Below are 22,308 nucleotides of genomic sequence, written 5' to 3'. Positions count from 1 at the left end.
ATCTGCGTGCCTTAACTCGCTACTTATTGTTCGAGAATTGGGATCATTTGCTGACCTTTATGATTGAAGGACTGGAGTTAGAAGTCCCGCCCAACTCCAGTTGATTTTTCATAATGAGAATTGCTGCCAATGCACAGTTGCACTTGCGTTTTGGGAAACACCGCTTCAATGGCATCGGGAAACCCGGTCAAGCCATCACAGCAAGCAATAAAGATATCCTTCAAGCCCCGATTCTGAAGCTCGGTGAGTACAGCGAGCCAGAACTTTGAGGATTCGTTTTGCGTCATCCACATGCCCAACAATTCCTTCTGCCCCTGGAGGTTGACTCAAGAGAGCTAAGTGAATCGCCTTGTTGACCACGCGCCCGTCTTGCCGCACTTTGACGACAATCGCATCCAGGTAGACAATCGGGTAAAGCCGCTCTAACGGGCGACTCTGCCACAGTTTGCGGGCTTCGTCTACCGCATCAGTGACTTTGGAAATCAAGCCAGAGGAGACTTCGACTCCATACAAATCCTGCAATTGGTCTTGGATGTCTCGCACACTCATGCCTCGTGCATACAAGGACAGAATCTTGCCATCAAACCCGTTAAAGCGTGTTTCGTGCTTCTTGACAATGACTGGCTCAAACGCGCCATTTCGGTCACGCGGAATCTCAATTTCGGCAGTGCCAAACTCGCCCTTAATTGTCTTTTTGCTGTGTCCATTGCGGCGGTTGCGGGGTGCGCTTTCATCCGGTTTAAGTTCGTTGCGTTCCTCTTCTAAGTGGTAGTCCATCTCGGCATTCAAACAGCGCTCGACCAATGCTGCACTCAGTTGTCTCAGCAATCCATCTTTGCCGAGTAAGTCTTCAGGATTTTTGTAGTCTTTGAGCAGTTCATCCAGTAATTCGTGTCGAAAGGTCATAAGTATTGCTCGTTGTGTTCAAAGGTCTATTAGATCAAACTTTTGACCTTGACACAAAACAATTTACAATCCCCATTTTCGTGTGCGACCCCTGGGTTGTTTCGAGTGGGTTGCATTCGGTAGTGGTCACAGATCGCGGCATACATTCGCGTCAATTGAGGATTGCGTCCTCCGGTATTGCGATATGCGGCACTGAGGCTATCGGTGCGATGTTGTTGGGGCACTCCGCCACAGGCAAACAGTGCGTTCTGTAAGCCCTGGGATAAGCCCACAAAGCTCTCGCCGCCTTGAATCACTTGTACATATTGCCAGCCACTAAACGCTAGTCGGTAGTGATACAAAATGTGCTGAAATGGCTGCCCTTTTATGGTCACGGTGACACCCTTGAGGTGTGTAAAGTCAGACAGTCCCAGCACTCCCGGAGAATGCTGGATTTTGAACATCACTTCTTTCGGTTGCCCGTGTTGAGCCTTCCAGTCTTTCACCCGTCGTTCCACAGTTCTGACCTTGTCGTCATACTGTCCGGGATATAACTCTTGCAGTGCTTCAAACAACGTGATGGGCGTAAGGCGCGGTTCACGCTCTAGCATCGGAAGCAGAGTCGCTTCCCAATGCCCATCCAACGGGTCTTGACGAGTCTTCCAGTCTCTCGGTCGCCCGCGTTTGGGTCGATGAGTCCCACTCTCAATGCGTTGAGCGGTGCGTCTTGAAATCCCAGCCTTCGCTGCCGAGGTTTGTCGGGAATGTCCCGATTGTTTCGCATTCATGTACAGTTGAACCTGTTGATATTTTATTGATGCAGGCACTAGGAGTCTCGATTTGCGGTTGGGACAATTCCTAGTGTCTTTTCTTGCGTGAACACTTTGTGCAGCGAAGCTCGCTCGTTTGATCAGATTTGATGCACTGAACGATGCTCACTGATCCGGTTTCCAAATGAAAAGGTGATCTCTAACTTGGAAAGTTTGGGATGGGCAATGCAATTGTCGTTTGCGCCAATATTATTGTCGCGCCATAAGAGTAAAGCGGGACGCAAGAACCATGATGTGATTTTGATGTTCAAGCTGTTGATCTTGCAGCAGTTGTACAACATCAGCGATGAGGAGCTAGAGTATCAAGTGAATGACCGCCTATCGTTCATGCGCTTTTTGGGCTTGAGTTTGGGGGATGTGGTGCCCGATGCGACAAGTGTGTGGCTGTTCCGTAAACAGTTGCGGGAGTTGGGACTGATTGAGGCATTGTTTGAGCAATTTGACAGCTATCTGCGAAGTCGCGGCTATGCAGCGAAAGGTGGGCAAATTGTGGATGCGACGTTGATTCCAGTGCCAAGGCAACACCAGCGCAAGAAAGACACCGAACAGCCAGAGCAGGGGGAGATTCCAACGGGATGGACGGAACACCCGAAACGGTTTGAGCAGCGAGACTTGGAGGCACGATGGACAAAGAAGCATGGCAAGAGCTACTTCGGGTACAAAAGTCACATCAGCATCGACGTGGAGTATGGGTTGATTCGACGCTATGCCGTGACCGATGCTTCGGTGCATGATTCGCAAGTGCTGGGGCAACTCCTTGATGATGAGAACGAAACGGATGCAGTGGGGGCGGATAGTGCTTATCGGTCTGAAGCCATTGAAGCCGTGCTAGAACTGTTGCAGTTTGAGAGTCACATCCATGAACGCGCTTATCGCAATCATCCACTCACCCAACAACAGCAAGCCGATAATCGAGACTGTTTTAGTACTCGTGCTAAAGTCGAACACGTCTTTGGTAATTGGATCATGACAATGGGCGGTAAGCTTGTGCGCTCGATTGGACTGGATGCAGCAACGGCTCACTTGGGACTGAAGCATCTGACTTACAATTTCAAGCGATTAGTGTGTCATCAAGCCCAAATTGCTGCCTAATTCTGACAGAGATCGAACTCTGATAGCTGATCTAGAAATAGAACTCCCCGGTGGCTCGTCTTTGACAGAGCACTTGTTCTTAAAAATTGGATTTTTCGAGGTGCCCTATGGTTATCGAATGGTTGAAAGTCAAAGTCCCGATCGAACTGCGCGAAACTTACATCGAAAAAGATGCAGAAATTTGGACAGAGACACTTTCAAAATATTCAGGCTATGTTGGTAAAGAGATCTGGTTCAATCCCAAAGATGAAACCGATCTGATCATGGTGATTTATTGGGAAACCAAAGATGCGTGGAAAAGCATTCCAGCCTCTGTTCTCGAAGACACCGATCGACGTTTCACCGAAGCGATGGGACAATCCTTTCCTTTCGTCGAAGAAGGTGAATATCAAGTGCGTAAATTTAGCAACCGTTAACGATGCTGAACTGTCCTCGCTGTGGTCAATCGATTTCATCAACCGCGATCGCATGTCCGCGCTGTCGAACTCCGCTCAAGGCTCATGGTCATCCCGGTATCGTGTTACATCGATCGACCGGAGAGGAATCGCTGTGCAAATCTTGTCTCTATGATGCGGATGACACCTGTAATTATCCACAGCGACCCGATGCGCGAGAATGTACGATGTATCACAATGTCACGATCCCGATCGTGAGTACTCCACAGCGCTACGAAACTTCTCCAGGCGTGTGGATGCGTCGTAATGCAGGATGGATCGCGCTAGTGATGCTCATCGTATTAAGTTTCGGATTGGCATTATCGCGCCGCTAATATCAAACAAAATGATACGGCGGTAATGCCTCTCCCAATCCCAACTCCCAATGAGGGTATTGATTCTGCCATTCATTCAGATGTTGATACAGCGTCATTTCTTCCTGTTTATTAATCAACAAATATAGTTTTTCAGTTCCATCTGATCCGGGTTTTAGTTTTGTATCAGGATAAACCTGCTCGATTTCCGATAAGATTTCCTGGAATTCTTGCAGTTGTTGATCTTTCTGGTCGATGTGAGTTTGAAACTGCTGCTTTTTCGCCTGAAAATAATCGCGTCCCTTCAGGCTGCCATTCGTCTCAGGATTTGCAGGCAACTCAAGTTCGATCGGCGTTAATTTCAAACGATATTCTGCTTTGCCTTCGAGTTGATTGAGCTTGTCTAAATATTTAGCGCGATTCTCTTCTAAATGAGCAATTAAGCGATCGTGTGATAAAAATTTCGTTCCAAACCGCAGCGGTAGAATTGTCACTTGCCAAAACAAGTCGCAAATCACGCGATCATGCGTCAAAACTGCCTGGACTAATTGAGTGTCATCCTTCTCGATCGCTTCAAACTCTAAATCCGGTTCTACTAAGGCAGACAACCTATCGACCTCAACGATCGCTAAATTTCCAGCAATCCCTTCAGTCAGTTGTAGCGGTTTAGTCGGCGTTTTGAAGAAAGCGTAGGTATACATTTCGGCTCGAACGATGCTCCACTTTAGAGTCTATGCGATCGACTTGTCTTCCTGATGAAGTTCATACGAAAGTTTGGAAATCTGGATGCTTTCTGGAAATCATTACGATTGCTACTAGAAACTTCATAACTATCAAGTGTGTGTACGGGTGTAATTTAGCAGGGTTGAATTATTAAACTAAACCAGAGAAAATCAGCCAGTGTGATCTGTAAGTGAAAAGTAAAAGATGCGGCGATTTTTTTGGACAGGATTGGCTTTGGTTGCAGGATTATTAGGTTCAACGATCGTCACTGCAAGTACTCGATCGAATTCTCAAATCGATGAGGTAACTCGATCGTATTGGTTAGCAGCACATAACTTAACCAAAGAACAAGTGACATTACTCGATCGATTAGAACAAACAACACAGAAGCCCGAAGCAAAACGCCTCAGAACTTTAGGTGGACAAGTCTTACTTTATACTTCCTCAGTCGATCGCTTCCTCAAATCGAACTATCCCGAACCCGAACTGCTTTGCTCGCCTCCTCCCGGACTAGGCGAAATTGCTGGAACAGATAGCGCAACCATAGAGCAAGTTCAAGTTTACTGCTCACTTTATCGATCGACTCGCGCACTATCCACGGTCAGAACTCGCTTAAACCATCAAGCAAATCTACTAACTTCTGGATCGGGTTCAGGTGGAAGAAAGCCCACTCGTCAAGTAACGAAAAAACCTGTGAACATTCCCGCAGCGGTAAACGTTTCGAGTCGAGATGTTTTAGTCTTAGTCGAATCTTCCCGAAAGCGACTTGCACAGATGCAGCCTGCATTCCCTCAAGATCTACGAATTTCGATTACGCAACCGAGTACGCCTCCTCGATCAGCAGACGTGCGGTAACTTCAGTGGAGCCGTTAGGATAAGTCTGACCTTCACTTTTTACGCGATCGCTCATGTTGTACCGACGTTTTGGACGCACCGAACTTCAGATGCCCGTTTTTTCTTGCGGAGGAATGCGGTATCAATTCAAGTGGCAAGATGTTCCGCAGGGTGAAGTGCCACCGGACAATCAAGCGAATCTAGAAGCGACGATCCGACAGGCATTCGATTTAGGCATCCATCACATCGAAACAGCAAGAGGATACGGTTCTTCAGAAATGCAACTCGGTGAAATTCTGCCAAAACTGCCCCGCGAGAAGCTGATTTCTCAAACCAAAGTTGTGCCAATGTCAGACCCGAAAGCGTTTCAGAAAACATTTGAGAAATCACTGAGCTATCTGAAATTAGATTACGTCGATCTTTTAGGTCTGCATGGAATCAACAACGAGGAAACATTAAGCGATGCACTCCGCTGTCTAGAAGTGGTGCGGAAACTTCAAGATCAAGGAAAAGTTCGATCCGTTGGCTTCTCAACGCATGGATCGACTGAGATTATCGTCAAAGCGATCGAGACAAACGAATTCGATTACGTCAATCTACATTGGTACTACATCAATCAGCAGAATTGGAAAGCGATCGAATCCGCTCACGATCGCGATATGGGTGTCTTCATCATCAGTCCCTCTAATAAAGGTGGAAACCTCTATGATCCGCCCAAACGCTTAGTCGATCTGTGTGCGCCGCTTTCCCCGATCGTATTCAATAATTTATTCTGTCTCAGTCATCCTCAAGTCCATACGCTGAGTGTAGGAGCCGCTAGACCAAGCGATTTTGATGAGCATTTGAAAACCTTAGAACTGCTCGATCGAGCCGATGAAATTTTGCCGTCGATCCTCGATCAATTAGAGCAAGCCGCGATCGAGCGATTGGGAGCCGATTGGGTAAAAAATTGGCAAACTGGACTACCCACCGTTGACGAAACTCCGGGACGCTTGAATCTCCACGCCGTTCTCTGGTTACGAAATTTAGCGATCGCTTACGACCTCGTAGACTACGCCAAGATGCGGTACAACCTGCTCGGACAAGCCGATCACTGGTTTCCAGGAGCGCGAGTGAATCAGATCGACATTGAGGCGATTCGTCCTTATTTATCTCAGAGTCCATTCGCCGATCGTATCCCCGAACTCTTGCGCGAAACCCATCAACTATTGGGCGGTGAAGCCGTTAAACGATTATCGCAGCAATAACCATCAAGAAAAATCTTCAAAATTTAAACGCTCAAACTTTTTACTACAGGGTAAAGTAAGGAGATTCGTTTTATTGCCCTCAGTGCGGACACTGATTTTTTCTCGTGATTGCCATCTACCCCGGCAGCTTTGACCCGATAACCTACGGACATCTCGATATCATTAAACGAGGTGCTCACTTGTTCGATCGTGTCATCGTCGCCGTGTTGCGGAACCCAAACAAAACGCCGCTCTTCAGCGTTCAGCAGCGACTCGATCAAATCCGAATCGCCGCCCAGCATCTACCCAACGTCGAAGCCGACAGTTTTGAAGGACTCACCGTGACTTACGCTCAGATGCAGGGAGCTTCCGCCCTGATTCGCGGCTTACGGGCAGTTTCAGACTTTGAAATGGAACTCCAGATGGCACACACCAATAAAACGATCGCCACTCAAATCGAGACCGTGTTCCTCGCGACCTCGAACGAGTACAGCTTCCTCAGCAGCAGTGTGGTCAAAGAAATCGCCCGCTTCGGCGGCTCGATCGATCACCTGGTCCCCACCCACGTCGCCGAAGATATTTACCGATGCTACGCCAAGACTCACCCAGTATCACCCCGGACGGATTTAACTCAAGCGATCGTCGCCACGACGCTCCCAGAGACGTGCAACGAGTAGGCAGTCTCGATATTCAGCGGGAACTCAATCGGCTAGAGGAAATGATCCTTGATAGCCCCAGAATTCCGCTGTCCCGCCGGACAATGATCGACGAGGAACAGTTTCTCGATCAGCTAGATTTGGTGCGCCTGAGTCTGCCAGAGGCGTTTCATGAAGCGATGCAGATTGCCCAACATCGGGAAGAAATTTTAGATCAAGCAGAACAGTACGCTCAAGAACTGGTCGAAGAAGCGGAACGGCGAGCGGCACAGATTTTGAATGAAACTGGAATTATTCAACGTGCTGAGCAAGAGGCGCAGCAGATTCGCAATTCGGTACAGCAGGAGTGCGAGGTCATTCAGCAGCAAACGATGGCACAGATTGAACAGATGCGAAGACAGGCACAGAAAGATTTAGAGGAAATGCGACGATTGGCGATCGAAGAAAGTGAGGATGTCCAGAACGGCGCAGACGAATACGCCGATAAAGTCTTACGCGATATGGAAGCTCAGATGAGCGAAATGCTGCGAATTGTGCGAAATGGACGCGCTCAACTTCAAATTAATCAACCGCAAACGGCTCCGAAACCGATGCCGAAACCGAATATTGACCGTAAACCCCAGTAACTTCGAGCGATCGCTAGGGGTTTAGAAGATCTCTTTAGCGATCGCTCAAGAAGTTGAAGTTTTGTTTGGAGTTCTGCCATAGGCTGTGTTATATTAACTGAGGTAACAAAATCAATACGGGTCGCTAGCTCAGCGGTAGAGCATTCGGCTTTTAACCGATTGGTCTCGGGTTCGAATCCCGGGCGACTCATAGAATCAAAACGCCATGATCAAGCTACGGTTTTTGGAGTCTACTATGACTCGCTTAGCCGATCGTCGTGCTCAAAATATTGACGGTGATTTTTACGTTGATCGTTCTTGTATTGATTGTGATACTTGTCGCTGGATGACCCCGGAAGTTTTTTCACGCGAAGGCAGTCAATCGATCGTATTTCACCAACCCGAAACAGAATCGGAACGGTTGCGAGCAATGCAGGCTTTACTCGCGTGTCCGACTTCCTCGATCGGGACAATCGAAAAGCCGAAAGATATCAAACTCGCTCAAGAAAGCTTTCCAATCTTAGTCGCTGAAAATGTGTATCACTGCGGCTATCACACTGAGAATTCTTTCGGGGCTGCAAGTTATTTGATTCAGCGTCCCGAAGGTAATATCTTAGTGGATTCACCTCGATTCGCGCCGCCGTTGGTCAAACGATTAGAAGCGATGGGTGGAATTCGTTATCTGTATCTCACTCATCGCGATGATGTTGCTGATCATCAGAAATTTCGAGATCATTTCGGATGCGATCTCATTTTGCATTCCGATGAAATTACCCGCAGCACTCAAACCGTTGAAATCAAACTCACTGGAACTGAGCCGATTCAACGTTGATTGCCGTCTCAAATCGATCTCATTCTTGATCTCAATCTCGATCTAAAACTTGATCTCGATACTGGACTATGTAATTGTCGCTTTGTCCAATGTAATTGTCGCTCAACAATCCCATCAGGTGAAAGCCAATCTCGGACTCTGCTGAGTAAATATCTTCACCTTCACTATCCTCAAGATCAATATCATCTTGGTAAATAACATCAAGGATCAATAAACTGATTCCTCCAAGTTGTAACCATCGCTCATAGCCTTGACCGAGTTTGGTAGGACAGACATTGATTTGTTCTCCAGAATTATTTGGAGCAGGGTAATCAATGTGGGAATTTCCATTCCGCTAAAGGTGTTGATATTCTTCTGTGGAAAGCACGATCGCCATAAGGATTTAATGAGAAAGAATTTCGTTAAGTTGGATTATAAGTCATTCCGATTCACGCTCGTTTTTAATAGCCGTGAAAATTGCGAATCAGGTTGACTCACTAACGTTTTACGATCGCCATATTCCACAATTTTCCCCTGCTCTAAAATCAAAATTTGATTCACCCGTTGAAGTGTCTGCAAGCGATGAGCAATAATAATCCCTGTCCGATTTGCAAGAAGCTGATCAATTGCTCCTTCAATCAATTTTTCAGTCTGCGGATCTAGCCGAGAAGAAGCTTCATCCAGAATCACTAAGCTAGGATTCTTTAAGAAAACACGCACTAATGCAAGGAGTTGTGCTTGTCCTGCGGATAGCCCTGTACTATCTGCTCCTAACTGCGTGTTCAGTCCATCCGGCAGCGATCGTAACCATTGTGCTAAACCTAATGATTCCAGTGTTTCTAAAATGCAAGCATCTGAAATCCGATCGTTAAAAAAGGTGAGATTGTCGCGCACACTGGCTTGGAATAGTTGAACGTCTTGTGTCACTAGCCCAACTCGCGATCGCAGTTCTGAAAGCGGAAGATCCGCGATCGTACAATCTCCTAATCGAATCTCACCCGATTGAATGTCATAGAGTCGCAGCAGTAAACGAGCGATCGTACTTTTACCACTGCCTGTATGCCCGATGATTCCAAGCGTCTGACCTGCTGGAAGATGAAACGATAGATTGTGCAGCGTCCAGTTCTCAGATTCATATCGAAAGTAAACTTGCTCAAAAGAGACAGCACAAGCACCAGGACTTAAAACGGCTTGTCCTCGATCGCTCAACGCTGTCTGTGTGTTCAACAACTCATAGATCCGCTGAATACTTGCTTCTACTTGTTGTAGCTGCTCAAGCTCTTCACGAATTCGCTCGATGGGTTGAGCTAAAAGGTTTGTATAGTGAAAGATGAGATAAGCAGTTCCGATCGTAATTGCATTTTTAGACCAAAGATAGGCAGAGAGAAAGAGCGCGATCGCATTCCCAACAGTGAACAATCCTACGCTAGTAAACCATAGTACCGTACTGGCAAATCTCGCTTTCTGATAGACTGGGAGCCACCGTTGCAGCAGTTCATAAAAGCGATTCATCACATAGCTAACAGCCCCATTTGCTCGAATATCTTCCCGTCCAGCAATGTGTTCGCCGATCGTGCCATAGTACTCAGCACTAACTTGACGATACTCTCCCCAGGGTGCGATCGCGATTGCTCTTTGCGCCAATAACACGGTGAGAGCAACGATCGCAAAAATAGTTAAGCTAATTCCTGCCAAACGATTCTCGAAACAAAGAACAATGAGAATTCCAAATAAAAGAATGCTGTTGCCTAGAACATGAACCACTAGCTCAGAAAAGAATTTAGAAAGCAGATTCACATCTCCATCAATTCTTTCAAGCAATTCGCCGGGTGTATGCGCCTTGTGAAAGGATAAATCTAATCGTAAGCAATGTTCCGCTAAATTCACTCGAAGCGCATTCGTTGCTGTCCATGCGACGATTTCACTCAGGTAAGTCGCAACGATCGCAGTTCCTTGAGTCAAAAGCGCGATCGCAATAAACGCGATCGTGGCAGCAAGTAAGGCTTGTTGTGATCCACCTTGAACGGCGGTATCGATAAAGTAGCCTAAGATTTGCGGATTGACGATTTGGAGAGCGATGCTTGTGAGAAGTGCGATCGTTAATCCCAAAACGCGCTTCCACTGAGGTTTGAGATAGTCAGCGAGCAGTAATCTGTATTGTTGAAGAGCGTTCTGCATCGTCGCACTAGCTCAATAGCCAAAAAGAACACAGCACAGTCTATCGTGTTGCGATCGCATCCAGAAAGATGATTTTGACTGCTAACGGGAGTTTTTTGACTCCTAAACGGATTTTCTCAGAAAGGGAACGGTCTCGCCAGCGAGGGTGAATCTGAATCTATTGATACTTATTCTCATTTATGGTAGCTTACTCTGGTGAGCCTTTTAGTAAATTCCTACAATATGACAAGTGTACTGTCTGATACAACTTGTGAGGACTTTTGGCAAGTGAGCCGCCAGCAGGCACGACAAGTTGACCCAGAAGACAAGAGCGATCGCATTGCGGAATGTCCTTCTATGTTGGGCAAAGGATACAAACGAGATATTGAACTGCGAAATGGCATTGATTTAACCTTTCATCGCTATCAACTCAACGAAAATTTAGTGGTCAACTGTGTTCCACCTGGAGAAACGGACTGTCTAGAATGGGTTTTTACCCTCTCTTCCGGGTTTCAATACCCAAATGGAGTCCAAATTCATCAAGGTCAACACCTACTTGCAGGTTTAGTTTCATCTGGAGGGAGCTTTGAGGGACTCGCGCAGACCACAACCGTAGAAGTTGATATTCATCTTGAGCCACAGCGATTTCAAGCATTGATTGGAGATCAAATCGATCGCTTACCGATCGAGATTCATCGAATGCTGGCGCGAGATGAAACAATTCCCTTTTCATCAATTCGCACGATTACACCCGCGATGCAGCTTGCTTTGCAGCAGATGTTGGAGTGTCCGTTTCAAGGTGTTGTCAAGCAGATGTATCTCGAAAGCAAATCGATCGAAGTTCTCGCGCTGTGGGTGGATCAAGTGTGTTCGAGTGATGAATCATTCACCACGCCACGGGTTACAGAGGTTGAGCGAATTCATCACGCAAAAGATATTCTGCTAAAGCAGATTGATAATCCTCCCTCATTGCTTGCTTTAGCGCGGCAGGTTGGATTAAATGACTGCACGTTGAAACGCGAGTTTAAGCAAGTTTTTGGCACAACTGTGTTTGGCTATTTGCATCAATCTCGAATGCAGCAAGCGCGATCGCTCCTTTTAGACCAACAATATAGCGTTACAGAAGTGGCTCGTAGAGTTGGATACAGAAATCTTTGTGCTTTTAGTACCGCTTTTCGCAAAACGTTCGGAGTGAGTCCAAAAACACTACAAAAAAGTTCCGTTTGAGCAAACAAAAATTCCGTTTCAACAAAGTAGCAGACTGTGCGATCGTCGTAGTATTTAGAACATCTCAATTGAGAAAACTTCCTGATTAATCGAGTCAAGGCTTCTCAAGATTTGGTGTAGAGGATAAATAGATGAATCGAACATTCGCGCTCTGGTTGTTAAGCTTGACATCAGTACTCATGACTCAAGCAAGTTGGGCAGCAGAACTTCAACCAGATCAACCTGCAACCACTGTAAAAGAATGGATGGCGCAAATTGAGGCAGAGACGATTAAAGTAACGGGTGTGAATGTCGATCGTACTGCGACCGGATTAGAAATTACACTCATCACAGCAGACGGAAAGCCTTTAGCGATCGATACCACTCAATTTCGCACCGAGAGCAATAGTCTAATCGCAGACATTCCTAATGCTGTGCTAACTTTGCCGGACACACCTGCATTCAGAGTAGAAAATCCATCTGAGGATATTTCGGCTGTTCAGGTTGTGCAGCAAGATGCAACCCGCATTCGAGTCAGTGTTATTGGAAATAATGCACTACCCAAACAAGAAGTAACTTTGAGAGCAGGAAATTTTGCCTACAGTCTTAATCCAGAACTAGAAGAGCCAGATGAAGAAGTTGTCGTGACGGGGGAAGGTCAGCGGGGCTATCGAGTACCTAGTGCAACAACTGGAAGCAGAACCGATACACCGCTTCGGGATTTACCCTTCTCGGTGCAAGTTGTTCCGCAAGAACTGATTCAAGATCGACAGGTGCAAGGTGTGAGTGAAGCACTCCGGACAGTCTCTGGAGTCACCGCAGGCGAATCCTCGCAATCTGCATTTGAAAGTTTCACAATTCGAGGATTTTCAACTGGGTTCGCGGGTGGCAATATTTTCCGAAATGGTTTACGGGATGGAACGAATATTACTAACCGGATTGCTGTGCCCAACATTGAACGGATTGAGGTACTAAAAGGTCCAGCAGGTGCGCTATTTAGCCAAGGCGCTCCAGGTGGCACGATCAATATTGTGACTAAAAAACCGTTATCAATTCCTCGCTACAACGTTGAAGGGTCGATCGGGAATTTCGATACCTATGGGGGTTCGCTAGATTTTACGGGTCCTCTGAATGATTCTAAAACCCTGCTCTATCGTTTCACAGCCGGGGCTTCGACGACTGGAACATTTATTGATTTCTTCGATCGACGAAACTATCTAATTGCTCCTGTTCTATCCTGGCAAATTAGCCCAGCAACAAGATTGACCTTTGAAGGTGAATACACTGTTTCTCAGCAGCCGAATGCACGCGGATTGCCTGCAAGAGGAACAGTACTGCCAAACATTAATGGCAAGCTACCTCGGAATCGATTTATTGGTGAACCTGACGACGAGTTAGATAAAAATAACCGCTCTTCGGTGCGTTTAGGCTATGCACTGGAACATCGTTTGAGTGACAATTGGCAGTTACAGAATGCGTTTCGAGTCACTTTCTTGAGAACGCCCCAGAACTCTTTATTTCCATCGGCTCTTTTAGATGATGAGCGTACTCTAGAGCGGGGATTGTTTAGCACTAAAGATCAGTCTCAGGACAACTATACAGTTGACACCAATATCGTTGGAACCTTTAAGACAGGGAATATCGCTCATCGATTACTGTTTGGCTTTGATTTTAATCGAGATGTTTACGCATCTAGTAATCGACAATTTGCTTTAGCCCCGATCGATATTTTTAATCCAATCTACAGACAGCCCAGAGGAGAACTTTTGGAAGAATTTCCAAGAGAACCTTTTATCACCAACGCTTTTGGCATTTATTTACAAGATCAGATTGAGCTATCACCTAATCTAAAGCTTTTACTAGGCGGGCGATTTGACATTGTGAGTCAAAAGATTGAGCTTGCAAGCGGCTCAGATTCGTTTCAGCAAGATGAGGCTTTTAGTCCACGGGTTGGATTAGTCTATCAGCCAACAGATTCACTTTCGCTGTACGCAAGCTACAGTCGTTCTTTTCTACAAAGTGTAGGAACGGCGTTTGATCGCAGTCTGTTCCTACCAGAGCGAGGAACCCAGTATGAGGTTGGACTAAAAGCAGACTGGCTCGATCGCAGATTATCGACAACCTTAGCCCTTTATGAAATTACTCGATCGAATGTTTTAACAACTGATCCTGCAAACCCAAATTTTTCAATTCAAACCGGAGAGCAAAGAAGTCGTGGGGTTGAACTAGATATTGCAGGCGAAATCCTACCAGGATGGAAGATTGCAGCAGCTTATGCTTATACGGATGCTCGAATTACGGTGGATAATACGATCGCTGTCGGAAACCGTCTTAACAATGTCCCAGAACACTCAGTCAGTTTATGGACAACCTACGAGATTCAAACTGGCTCTCTTAGGGGATTAGGCTTCGGTCTTGGCATTTTTTATGTCGGTCAGCGCCAAGGCGATTTAGATAACTCTTTTGAAGTTCCCAGCTACACTCGCACAGATGCTTCACTGTTCTACCGTCGAGATAACTATCGGATTGGCTTGAACATTGAAAATTTATTTGATGTCAGCTATTTTGAAACAGCAGAAAGTCCGCTGCGCGTTTACTATGGCGCTCCGTTTACAATCAGGGGGACAGTTTCTTGGACGTTCTAATCTCCTACTCCTGGCGGCATCTTTCATTGTTCCTCATAGGAGTGTTGCTTGTGGGGTTGTTTCAAACTCATGCGATCGACGTGCAAGCTCGAACAGTATCAGACTGTCGCATCGTTCAGCATGAACTCGGAGAGAGCTGTATTCCTCGCCATCCGAAGCGAGTGATTGTGATGGATCAAGAGGGTTTAGAGATTTTGGTAGCGTTAGGGATACAGCCGATCGCATCTACAATTCCAAATCGTGTGGCAAGTAAATTTTCACTGTTGCAGGATCAAGTTGGTGCGATCGCGGATTTAGGTAAAGATGGACAACCCAACCTAGAGAAAATCGTTCAGCTACATCCTGATTTGATTTTAGGAACGTTTATCACACCTCAAAGCTATTCTTTGCTTTCTCAGATTGCACCCACTGTATCGATCGAGTACTCGCAAACAGGTTGGAAGCAAACGCTTCTGGAAGTTGCGGATGTTGTTGATAGAAGGTTTGAAGCGGAAAAACGACTGCGTGACTATCAGCAGAGAATTGAAATGATGAAAGCAAAAGTTGGGAGTCTGAAGATTTGCATAATGCGATTCTACACAGATCTGCAATTCACGCAATTTCTGAATCAAAACTCATTTGCTGTTAGCGTTTTAGATGATACTAAAGTACTTACTATTCCTGCAATTCAGCGACAAATTCAGCAGATACCGAACTCAGAGTATGGCTACGTCAATGTCAGTTTAGAGAGAATAGATTTGCTAGAGGCAGATGCAATTTTTGTTGCACTTGATCCAGGTGCTGAAAAGAATTTCCAAATTTATCAAAATAGCTCATTGTGGCAAACACTTGATGTAGCAAAAGCGAGACGAGTTTACACGGTTGATTCTGGTTATTGGATTTTTGGTAATGTGCTTTCAGCAAACGAAATTCTCAAGGATTTAGTGAAACATTTAGCCGATAGAGAAGTATCTTAAAATACTTGACAATAATTTGCATTATTCTTACGCTGATGAGAACGATTTTTTCGAGTGACAAAACGTGCAATTTCGTTTTTATCTATGACACTTCTCATTTCTGCGGATGATCTTTCTCCAGTTTCTTCAGTCGATCGAAGTACTTACGAGTTGCGCCTCAACAATCCGCAGCAAGGAATTGTTTATCGCTGCGAGACTGAGCTTTGCGATGGACTTAGCATTCTCATTGATGATTATCAATTGACAGATGACTTGCTGATTGACTTTCCAGGTTCTTCTGAGGCAGGCAACGCAGAATTAGAGCTTAGTTTTAGCTTGTTGGGTACAAATCGCGCAGAAGGGGTTCGTCCTGGTCAGAACTTTTTTAGTGTCGGAGGGCACTCGATCGAACCCAGTACTAGCCATTGGCAAAAAGGCGATCGCGTTCTCAAATTTGATATTCATTTTGAGCTAGATTTCTTTCAGCATTTGATCGGAGATACCTTTGAATTACTGCCATCTGACTTAGTTACAGCGCTACAACAACCGAGCGATCGAGATTTTTGGCATCTGAGTAAAACAACACCTACAATGCAATCGACGCTTAGGCAAATTCTGAATTGTCCTCATCAGGGATTAACTCGCAAACTTTATTTAGAAGCAAAAGCGATCGAGCTAATTGCACTGCGATTAGAAACGCTGAGTGAAGCTCTCGCACCGGAGTCAAATCAACTGAAACCGGATGAAATCGATCGGATCTATTGGGCAAGAGATATCTTAGTTGAGCAATTGTGTGAGCCGCCTTCGTTGTTGGGTTTGGCGCGACAGGTGGGATTGAATGACTATAAGTTGAAAGCAGGATTTCGGGCTTGTTTCGGAACAACAGTATTGGGGTACTTGCAAACGGAACGGATGGAACTCGCGCGATCGCTGTTAGTTGAATCCACTCTGAAAGTTAAAGAGGTTTCGCAGCAAGTGGGATATAAGAAAGCGAGTCAGTTCGCAGCAGTGTTTAAGCGACAGTTCGGTGTGAGTCCTAAAGAATATCAAAAACAGTATGAACTCTGAAGATCCGGATTTGGGTCGAAAAATAATCCGGATCAGGGTCGTTTATGCTTTGGTTGATACTCACACTTCGGTATCTTATTGACATTCATTTCTATTTGGTTGCGTTGGTGTGAGTTATGAAGCTTCAGTTGTTAGCGATCGCGGGGTGGAGTGGGGTCTTTGCTATATTAGTCACACCTCAGCTTGTAAAGGCAGGAGAAATCGTTCATCTGAAAGACTTCGATCGTGCAGCATCGACGCTTTCGGAATGGCGATCGGCGCAAACGAACTTCACTCAAATTACCGATGCACGATTGGTTAGCACTGAGGCTGGAATTGAAATTGTGCTAGAAACCGCAGACGGAAGGATTTTGAAGCCTCAAATTCGAGAGAGTGGTAGAACCAGCATTGCAGAGATTCAAAACGCTGTTTTGTCCACCGGGAAGCCTTTTCAGTTTGATCGTCCGACTGCTGAAATTCAATTAATCACCGTTTCACAATCCGGGAACACGGTGATTGTTCAGATTGTTGGACAGTCGATCGCGCCACTTACTGAAGTTCAAGAAAGCCAAAGTGGTTTGATCTTGAGTGTTACCGCCGAAGATGAGGAAGAGGAAGTCGTAGTGACTGCGACCCGAACAGAAGAACCGCTGCAAAATTTGCCGCGTAGTGTCACAATTATTCGCCGCGAACAGATTCAACAACAAACCGCTTTAGGACGAGATCTCAACACGATTTTAGGGAAGCTTGTTCCCGGACTGGGTGCGCCTGTAGAACAGGTGGGGAATGCAGGTCAAACGCTGCGGGGTCGTCCTCCTCAAGTGCTAATTGATGGGGTTCCGGTAACATCAAACATTAGTAATGATGGCTTTAATCGCGATTTGAGAAGCATTGCACCGGAAGCTATTGAGCGAGTCGAAGTTGTTCGAGGTCCATCTGCTGTATTCGGTGATGGAGCAACCGGAGGCGTAATCAACATCATTACGCGCAGACCGACCGGACAGCAATTAACCTCTCAAACTGAAGTTGGAATTGAAGCAGCGATCGGCAAACTTCAAGGTGATAGTTTCGGAAATTTCTTTAGCCATGCAATTCAGGCAACTCAAGGGAAATTCGATCTCTCTCTGCTGCTTTCGCGGCGGGATAATGGAATCTACTATGATGCAGTTGGCGATCGCATTTCCTCAGATAACAATTCTTCTAATGCAGAAACACTGCAAGGATTTTTTAAAGCAGGAATAAACTTTGATTCTGATCAACGATTGCAACTGACAGCTAATCTAACCCGCGATCGCTATAACTACAACATTGTTGCTGATCCGGATCAAGAAGTCTTTACGCCATTCCGTAGAAAAACTCGTACCATTCAGATTCCAAATCCTTCTTATATCGGCGTTGAAGATCCTCAGACTCTCAATCGCTCTTTCTCTTTAGATTACAGCCATCGTAATCTACTTGGCAGCAAGCTAAACACACAACTTTACTACCGTTATACCAAGTTAAATAGTGGGTTCTTCGATGATGGTGTTGATAGCCTACTAGGATTATCATCGATCGAGGAAATTGACGACAAGCTTGGTGCGCGAGTCCAGATTGATACTCCGCTTTCTAAACAAACGAGCCTTCTTTGGGGAGTCGATTATTCGATCTCGCACATTGAGCGAACTTTACCAATCTTCGATCGGACTGAGTTTGAAAGCAGTGGCAACCGCACGTTACGGTTAATTGAACAACGAACGGACGTGCCGCGTCATCGAATTGAGAACTTAGGGTTATTCGCACAGTTACAATGGGAACTTAGCCCTAAATGGCTTGCTAGTGGCGGTGTGCGCTATGAACGGTTTAACATTAACGTTCCTGATTTTGTTAATCCTGCTGGCGATTTAATTGGAGGTGGAAAACAGAATCCAGATGATGTTGTATTCAATGCTGGCGTTGTGTACAGACTGAATCCTCAGATCAGCCTTTATGGAAGTTTTGCTCAAGGATTTTCGATTCCTGCCATTAATCGGATTTTGTCAGCAAACGCGACTCCAGGCTTCCGATTCGATCGAGATGTTGAACTTTCGCAACCTCAAAAAGTAAACAACTATGAAATTGGGATTCGGGGAAATTGGAGAACAGTGCAAGCCTCGATCGCTGGTTTTTATAGTAATTCTGAACTCGGAACAGCTTTATCTGCTGAAGAAGGCGGAAGCGCGGGATTTCTGAAGTTAATTCGACAACCTCAGCGCAACTATGGTGTTGAAGCCGCGATCGATTGGCAACCTACAACCAAACTCCAGATTGGAAGTTCGATCACCTGGTCAGAAGGAGAAGCGGATCAAGATCAAGATGGCGAATTTCTAGCATTAGATTCGTTAACGGTCAATCCTTTGAAGCTGACTGCTTACATTCAACATCAAACAACTCCTAGCTGGAGCAATCGACTTCAGGCAGTGTATGTTGGAAGTCGCGATCGAGCCTTTAGATCTGGAACAGAGCCAGGGGCGATCAATAGTTATATTGTTTTGGATTACATCAGCAGCTTTAGAATTGGATCTGGCACGCTTTTCATCGGGGTTGAGAACTTATTGAACAACCAATATTTCACAACCTACTCGCAGGCGTTAGGGAACTTTATTGGAGATTCCTTTGCATCAGCAGCACGAGGTCGCACGATTCGGTTCGGTTATCGAATCGACTGGTAGAATCTGATTCAATGGAGCCGATTTCATGACTTCCCGCCAATCGCTCAAAGTACTACTCCTGATGAGTTTGACGTTTTTTCTAATCGCCTGTAGCTCATGGCGATCGCAGATCAATTCAAGTTCTCAATGGCACTTAGCGCAATCAATCACATCCTCGCCCTGTCGCTTAGTTGATCACGCGCTCGGTAAAGCCTGTGTTCCCGAAACACCGAAACGATTAGCAACGCTCTCTACTACCGATTTAGTCAGTGCCCTAGCTTTAGGTGTAAAGCCGATCGCAACCGTGTTCTATAGCAGTCCCAGCGACGTGCCTGCTTATCTCAAAGACAAGCTAGATCAGATACAAGTACTTGGAACACGGGATCAACCTAGCATTGAACGAGTCATCGAACTCAAACCTGATCTCTTGTTGGGAATGAGTTATTCCGCAGAACCTATCTATCCTTTGATCTCTCGGATTGCTCCAACTGTTGTGTATGAGTGGAAAGGGACATCAAGCTGGCGCGACCATTTTAACTTTGTTGCACAGGCGTTAGGTAAAACAACAGAAGCAACACAAGTCTGGGCGCAGTATCAACAGCGAATTCAAGCATTGAAAGCAGCGCTGAAAATGAATACGACTGGAAACCGTCCTCTGAAAGTCTCTGTCTTTCACATCTGTTGCGGAATGCTACACATTGATGTGAAAAATTCTTTTAATGGTAGCATTCTAGACGATGTTGGGTTTCAGCGTCCTGCTTCTCAAAATGTTCCGATCGAAGGTGGAGTAGAGTTTATTTCCGAGGAACTTCTGCCCGAAGTGATTGATGCAGATGTGTTGTTCATTCCAACTGATCCTCAAGATCGAGACTCAAAGCGTAAACTCTCTGAATTGATGCAAAGTCCGTTATGGCAGCAATTAGAAGTCGTTAAACAAGGAAAAGTTTATTTGGTTGATTATCACGTCTGGCGTGGTGCTAATCTCTTTGCAGCAAATGGAGTCATTGACGACTTGTTTAGATATCTCGTTCATTCATCTACATAGCATCGTGCGTACTTTTATTATTCTCTGGTTTGGTCAGCTTGTTTCGACGATCGGAACTTACATGACCGGATTCGCTCTCGAACTTTGGACTTGGGAGATAACAGGTTCTGCGACTCCGCTTGCTTTGATCGGTTTTTTCTTTCAAGTTCCTCGAATTATCGTGAATCTCGTTTCGGGAGTGATCGTCGATCGCTTTAATCGAAAATATCTGATGTTGCTAGGAGACAGCATCACGGCGCTCTCTAGTTTAGTTTTGCTAGTCCTGTACCTGACTCAAAATCTGCAAATCTGGCACTTGTATCTAATAACTGCGATCGCAAGCGTTTTCAGCCAACTACAAGAACTCTCCTATTCTTCTTCGATCAGTCTGCTTGTTCCTGAACAGCACTACACTCGCGCAAGTAGTCTGGGGTCAGCATTGCACTATGGTTCACTCATTATTGCCCCCGCGATCGCAGCAAGTCTTTATCCCATCATTGGAGTGAGCGGAATTTTGGGCATTGATAGTCTGTCGTTTCTAGTTGCGATCGCAACTTTGCTTCCGCGATCGATTCCTCAGCCTGCAATTTCAGAGCAAGCGAGTCGCTTCACTTTGCGCGATCTCATGTTTGGCTTTCGCTTTCTATTTACCCATGTGCCCTTACGGAACTTGCTGATCTTAGTGCTTCCTTTCTGCTTTGTGCATGACTTGGGTGAAACGCTTTATGCTCCCATGATTTTGGCAAGAACGAATGGAAGTGCCGTAGTGTTGGGACAGATTGGAACAGCAGCGGGAATTGGCGGAGTCACAGGCGCGATCGCGGTTACAGTTTGGGGAGGCTTTAAGCAACCAATCCGGGGTGTTCTCGTTTCGATGATCGGTGCAGGGTTGAGCAAAATGACGGTGGGATTAGGGCGAGTTCCGCAAGTGTGGCTCCCGGCGCAGTTTTGCTCTTCATTTAACTTTCCACTAATGGATAGCTCTGAGACTGCGATCTGGATGGCAAAAGTCAGACCTGAAGCACAAGGAAGGGTGTTTGCGGCGAATTCATTTCTGGCTCAATGTTTGTCGGCAGTTGCAGCACTGATTGCAGGTCCGTTAGGCGATCGTGTGGTTGAACCTGCAATGGCTTCCTCGACAGGATTGGCAAAATGGATCTTCGGCTCAAGTCCTGGAGCGGGTTTTGCCTTAATCTATACGACTTGTGCATTGAGTATGATTGCGATCGGGCTTTATGGCTATTTTGCGTATGTTTATCAGTCTAATGAACATACTTAAACAAATCATCAATTACGGCATTTGCAGCTAGTGGACCACTGCCGATCCAATAGTTCGGCACAAGATGAACTTGATGATTTTGAACCGCTTTTAAGTTCCGCCACAAGGGACTTGAACGAACTTCATCTAGCTTTTTCTGAGCGGTTTCGTCTGCTGCTACTGTATTTTCTGATGTCCAAATGAATACAATATCTCCGTCCGCGTGTTCAACGGATTCTAGACTAACGATCGCTTGAATTTGATTACCAAATCGTTGTTCTCCTTCGACAGCAGATAAATTCTGAGTCTCTGGACGATCCAATCCTGCATCTTGCAAGATCACACCAGCAAAAGAATCTCGCAGATAAAGACTAATGCTATCAGAATAAACTCTAACAACAGATATTTTCGGAGATTCAGCATCTAAATGCTTTTTGAAACCCTGTAAGCGATCGTCATATTCCTGAATCGAAGTGCGATCGCGATCGCACTTCGATTCAGGACGTTGCCTAAGTCACGGAAAAGCTCTTTCCACTTTCCGCTATGTCCAAGTTCTAGTAAGACAGTCGGTGCAATCTGCGACATCTGAGCATAAATTAGGTCGTGATAGCTTAGCCCGATAATTAAATCGGGCTTTAGAGCTAAGACTGCCTCTAAGCTAGGATTGCCGGATTGACCAACATTCACAATCGATCTCTGTTGTTTTTGAAGATGGAGCGTGGATTGTTCTGCTAAGACAGTTCCAACGGGAGTTAATCCTAATGCGATCGCATTTTCAAACGAAGCTGAATCCAGCGTCACTAAACGCTTGATTGTTTTAGGAACGCAGGTGGTTCCAGCAGAATGTTTGACTTCATAGCAATCCGTTTGGCTGATCAACCGAGGCGACGGATGACAACTGACTGTTAGCCACAAAGTACAAAACATCAGAATAACGAACATCAAGCGTTTCATCGG

At 45.7% G+C, this 22,308-nt stretch carries 20 protein-coding genes, 1 tRNA gene and 2 pseudogenes; 16 read left to right on the top strand and 7 right to left on the bottom strand.

The window, feature by feature from the left end:
• Window positions 1-128: 128 nt before the first annotated feature.
• Window positions 129-906: pseudogene (locus ACQ4M5_RS34375) on the bottom strand (IS256 family transposase); the annotation flags it as partial.
• Window positions 907-977: 71 nt separating this feature from the next.
• Window positions 978-1,673: pseudogene (istA, locus tag ACQ4M5_RS34370) on the bottom strand (IS21 family transposase); the annotation flags it as partial.
• A gap of 174 nt (window positions 1,674-1,847) precedes the next feature.
• Between istA and ACQ4M5_RS34365 the strand changes: the two are divergent.
• The 3 genes from ACQ4M5_RS34365 to ACQ4M5_RS34355 all read left to right on the top strand — a co-directional run bounded on the left by ACQ4M5_RS34365 (window position 1,848) and on the right by ACQ4M5_RS34355 (window position 3,576).
• On the top strand, window positions 1,848-2,807 hold the full coding sequence (locus ACQ4M5_RS34365; protein ID WP_430680293.1) for an IS5 family transposase: 960 nt from the start codon (window positions 1,848-1,850) through the stop codon (window positions 2,805-2,807).
• 107 nt (window positions 2,808-2,914) lie between these two features.
• Window positions 2,915-3,223, top strand: a complete 309-nt coding sequence (locus tag ACQ4M5_RS34360) for a TIGR03792 family protein (RefSeq protein ID WP_430680292.1) — start codon at window positions 2,915-2,917, stop codon at window positions 3,221-3,223.
• A 2-nt stretch (window positions 3,224-3,225) separates the two neighbouring features.
• Entirely contained in the window at window positions 3,226-3,576 is a 351-nt protein-coding gene (locus ACQ4M5_RS34355; protein ID WP_430680291.1) for a zinc ribbon domain-containing protein, read from the top strand.
• A gap of 2 nt (window positions 3,577-3,578) precedes the next feature.
• On the opposite strand, the gene ACQ4M5_RS34350 is transcribed toward ACQ4M5_RS34355, so the two are convergent.
• On the bottom strand, window positions 3,579-4,256 hold the full coding sequence (locus ACQ4M5_RS34350) for a GvpL/GvpF family gas vesicle protein (protein ID WP_430680290.1): 678 nt from the start codon (window positions 4,254-4,256) through the stop codon (window positions 3,579-3,581).
• Between the two features lie 226 nt (window positions 4,257-4,482).
• Between ACQ4M5_RS34350 and ACQ4M5_RS34345 the strand changes: the two genes are divergently transcribed.
• The 6 genes from ACQ4M5_RS34345 to ACQ4M5_RS34320 all read left to right on the top strand — a co-directional run bounded on the left by ACQ4M5_RS34345 (window position 4,483) and on the right by ACQ4M5_RS34320 (window position 8,431).
• Window positions 4,483-5,133, top strand: a complete 651-nt coding sequence (locus ACQ4M5_RS34345; protein ID WP_430680289.1) for a hypothetical protein — start codon at window positions 4,483-4,485, stop codon at window positions 5,131-5,133.
• Between the two features lie 53 nt (window positions 5,134-5,186).
• On the top strand, window positions 5,187-6,359 hold the full coding sequence (locus tag ACQ4M5_RS34340; protein ID WP_430680288.1) for an aldo/keto reductase: 1,173 nt from the start codon (window positions 5,187-5,189) through the stop codon (window positions 6,357-6,359).
• 104 nt (window positions 6,360-6,463) lie between these two features.
• Entirely contained in the window at window positions 6,464-7,015 is a 552-nt protein-coding gene (coaD, locus tag ACQ4M5_RS34335; protein ID WP_430680287.1) for a pantetheine-phosphate adenylyltransferase, read from the top strand.
• Window positions 6,925-7,620: an ATP synthase F0 subunit B gene (locus ACQ4M5_RS34330; RefSeq protein ID WP_430680286.1), complete on the top strand. Its 696-nt coding sequence runs from the start codon at window positions 6,925-6,927 to the stop codon at window positions 7,618-7,620. The genes coaD and ACQ4M5_RS34330 overlap by 91 nt, the downstream gene beginning before the upstream one ends.
• A gap of 118 nt (window positions 7,621-7,738) precedes the next feature.
• Window positions 7,739-7,810 (top strand) — tRNA-Lys (locus ACQ4M5_RS34325).
• Window positions 7,811-7,855: 45 nt separating this feature from the next.
• Entirely contained in the window at window positions 7,856-8,431 is a 576-nt protein-coding gene (locus ACQ4M5_RS34320) for a 4Fe-4S domain-containing protein (RefSeq protein WP_430680285.1), read from the top strand.
• Between the two features lie 31 nt (window positions 8,432-8,462).
• Here ACQ4M5_RS34320 and ACQ4M5_RS34315 read toward each other — a convergent pair whose 3' ends face one another.
• Both ACQ4M5_RS34315 and ACQ4M5_RS34310 read right to left on the bottom strand, forming a co-directional pair.
• Window positions 8,463-8,642 carry a hypothetical protein gene (locus ACQ4M5_RS34315; RefSeq protein WP_430680284.1) on the bottom strand — a complete coding sequence of 60 codons (180 nt, stop codon included), beginning with the start codon at window positions 8,640-8,642 and terminating at the stop codon, window positions 8,463-8,465.
• A 200-nt stretch (window positions 8,643-8,842) separates the two neighbouring features.
• Window positions 8,843-10,588 carry an ABC transporter ATP-binding protein gene (locus ACQ4M5_RS34310; RefSeq protein ID WP_430680283.1) on the bottom strand — a complete coding sequence of 582 codons (1,746 nt, stop codon included), beginning with the start codon at window positions 10,586-10,588 and terminating at the stop codon, window positions 8,843-8,845.
• Between the two features lie 222 nt (window positions 10,589-10,810).
• Between ACQ4M5_RS34310 and ACQ4M5_RS34305 the strand changes: the two genes are divergently transcribed.
• The 7 genes from ACQ4M5_RS34305 to ACQ4M5_RS34275 all read left to right on the top strand — a co-directional run bounded on the left by ACQ4M5_RS34305 (window position 10,811) and on the right by ACQ4M5_RS34275 (window position 21,372).
• Entirely contained in the window at window positions 10,811-11,794 is a 984-nt protein-coding gene (locus ACQ4M5_RS34305) for a helix-turn-helix transcriptional regulator (RefSeq protein WP_430680282.1), read from the top strand.
• Between the two features lie 131 nt (window positions 11,795-11,925).
• A complete protein-coding gene (locus ACQ4M5_RS34300; RefSeq protein WP_430680281.1) occupies window positions 11,926-14,418 on the top strand; it encodes a TonB-dependent siderophore receptor in 2,493 nt (830 codons plus the stop codon).
• A 50-nt stretch (window positions 14,419-14,468) separates the two neighbouring features.
• Window positions 14,469-15,374, top strand: a complete 906-nt coding sequence (locus ACQ4M5_RS34295) for an iron-siderophore ABC transporter substrate-binding protein (RefSeq protein ID WP_430680280.1) — start codon at window positions 14,469-14,471, stop codon at window positions 15,372-15,374.
• Window positions 15,375-15,458: 84 nt separating this feature from the next.
• A complete protein-coding gene (locus ACQ4M5_RS34290; RefSeq protein ID WP_430680279.1) occupies window positions 15,459-16,421 on the top strand; it encodes a helix-turn-helix transcriptional regulator in 963 nt (320 codons plus the stop codon).
• A 116-nt stretch (window positions 16,422-16,537) separates the two neighbouring features.
• Window positions 16,538-19,090 (top strand): TonB-dependent receptor domain-containing protein, encoded by a 2,553-nt coding sequence (locus ACQ4M5_RS34285; RefSeq protein ID WP_430680278.1) that lies wholly within the window; start codon window positions 16,538-16,540, stop codon window positions 19,088-19,090.
• Between the two features lie 25 nt (window positions 19,091-19,115).
• Window positions 19,116-20,114: an ABC transporter substrate-binding protein gene (locus ACQ4M5_RS34280; protein ID WP_430680277.1), complete on the top strand. Its 999-nt coding sequence runs from the start codon at window positions 19,116-19,118 to the stop codon at window positions 20,112-20,114.
• A gap of 4 nt (window positions 20,115-20,118) precedes the next feature.
• The gene (locus ACQ4M5_RS34275; RefSeq protein ID WP_430680276.1) at window positions 20,119-21,372 is read left to right on the top strand and encodes an MFS transporter; all 1,254 of its coding nucleotides are present in this window, start codon (window positions 20,119-20,121) and stop codon (window positions 21,370-21,372) included.
• Here the strand turns inward: ACQ4M5_RS34275 and ACQ4M5_RS34270 are convergent.
• Window positions 21,356-21,820 (bottom strand): ABC transporter substrate-binding protein, encoded by a 465-nt coding sequence (locus ACQ4M5_RS34270; RefSeq protein ID WP_430680294.1) that lies wholly within the window; start codon window positions 21,818-21,820, stop codon window positions 21,356-21,358. The two genes, ACQ4M5_RS34275 and ACQ4M5_RS34270, sit on opposite strands and share 17 nt — an antisense overlap.
• Window positions 21,775-22,305, bottom strand: coding sequence for an ABC transporter substrate-binding protein (locus ACQ4M5_RS34265; protein ID WP_430680275.1), 531 nt, complete (start codon window positions 22,303-22,305; stop codon window positions 21,775-21,777). Before ACQ4M5_RS34265 ends, ACQ4M5_RS34270 begins: the two co-directional genes overlap by 46 nt.
• Window positions 22,306-22,308 lie beyond the last annotated feature (3 nt).

The organism is Leptolyngbya sp. AN10, from assembly GCF_050565645.1.
Lineage (GTDB): Bacteria > Cyanobacteriota > Cyanobacteriia > Leptolyngbyales > Leptolyngbyaceae > Leptolyngbya.
The sequence above is the reverse complement of the archived record's forward strand: the minus strand, read 5'-3'. Positions and strand labels throughout refer to the sequence as shown.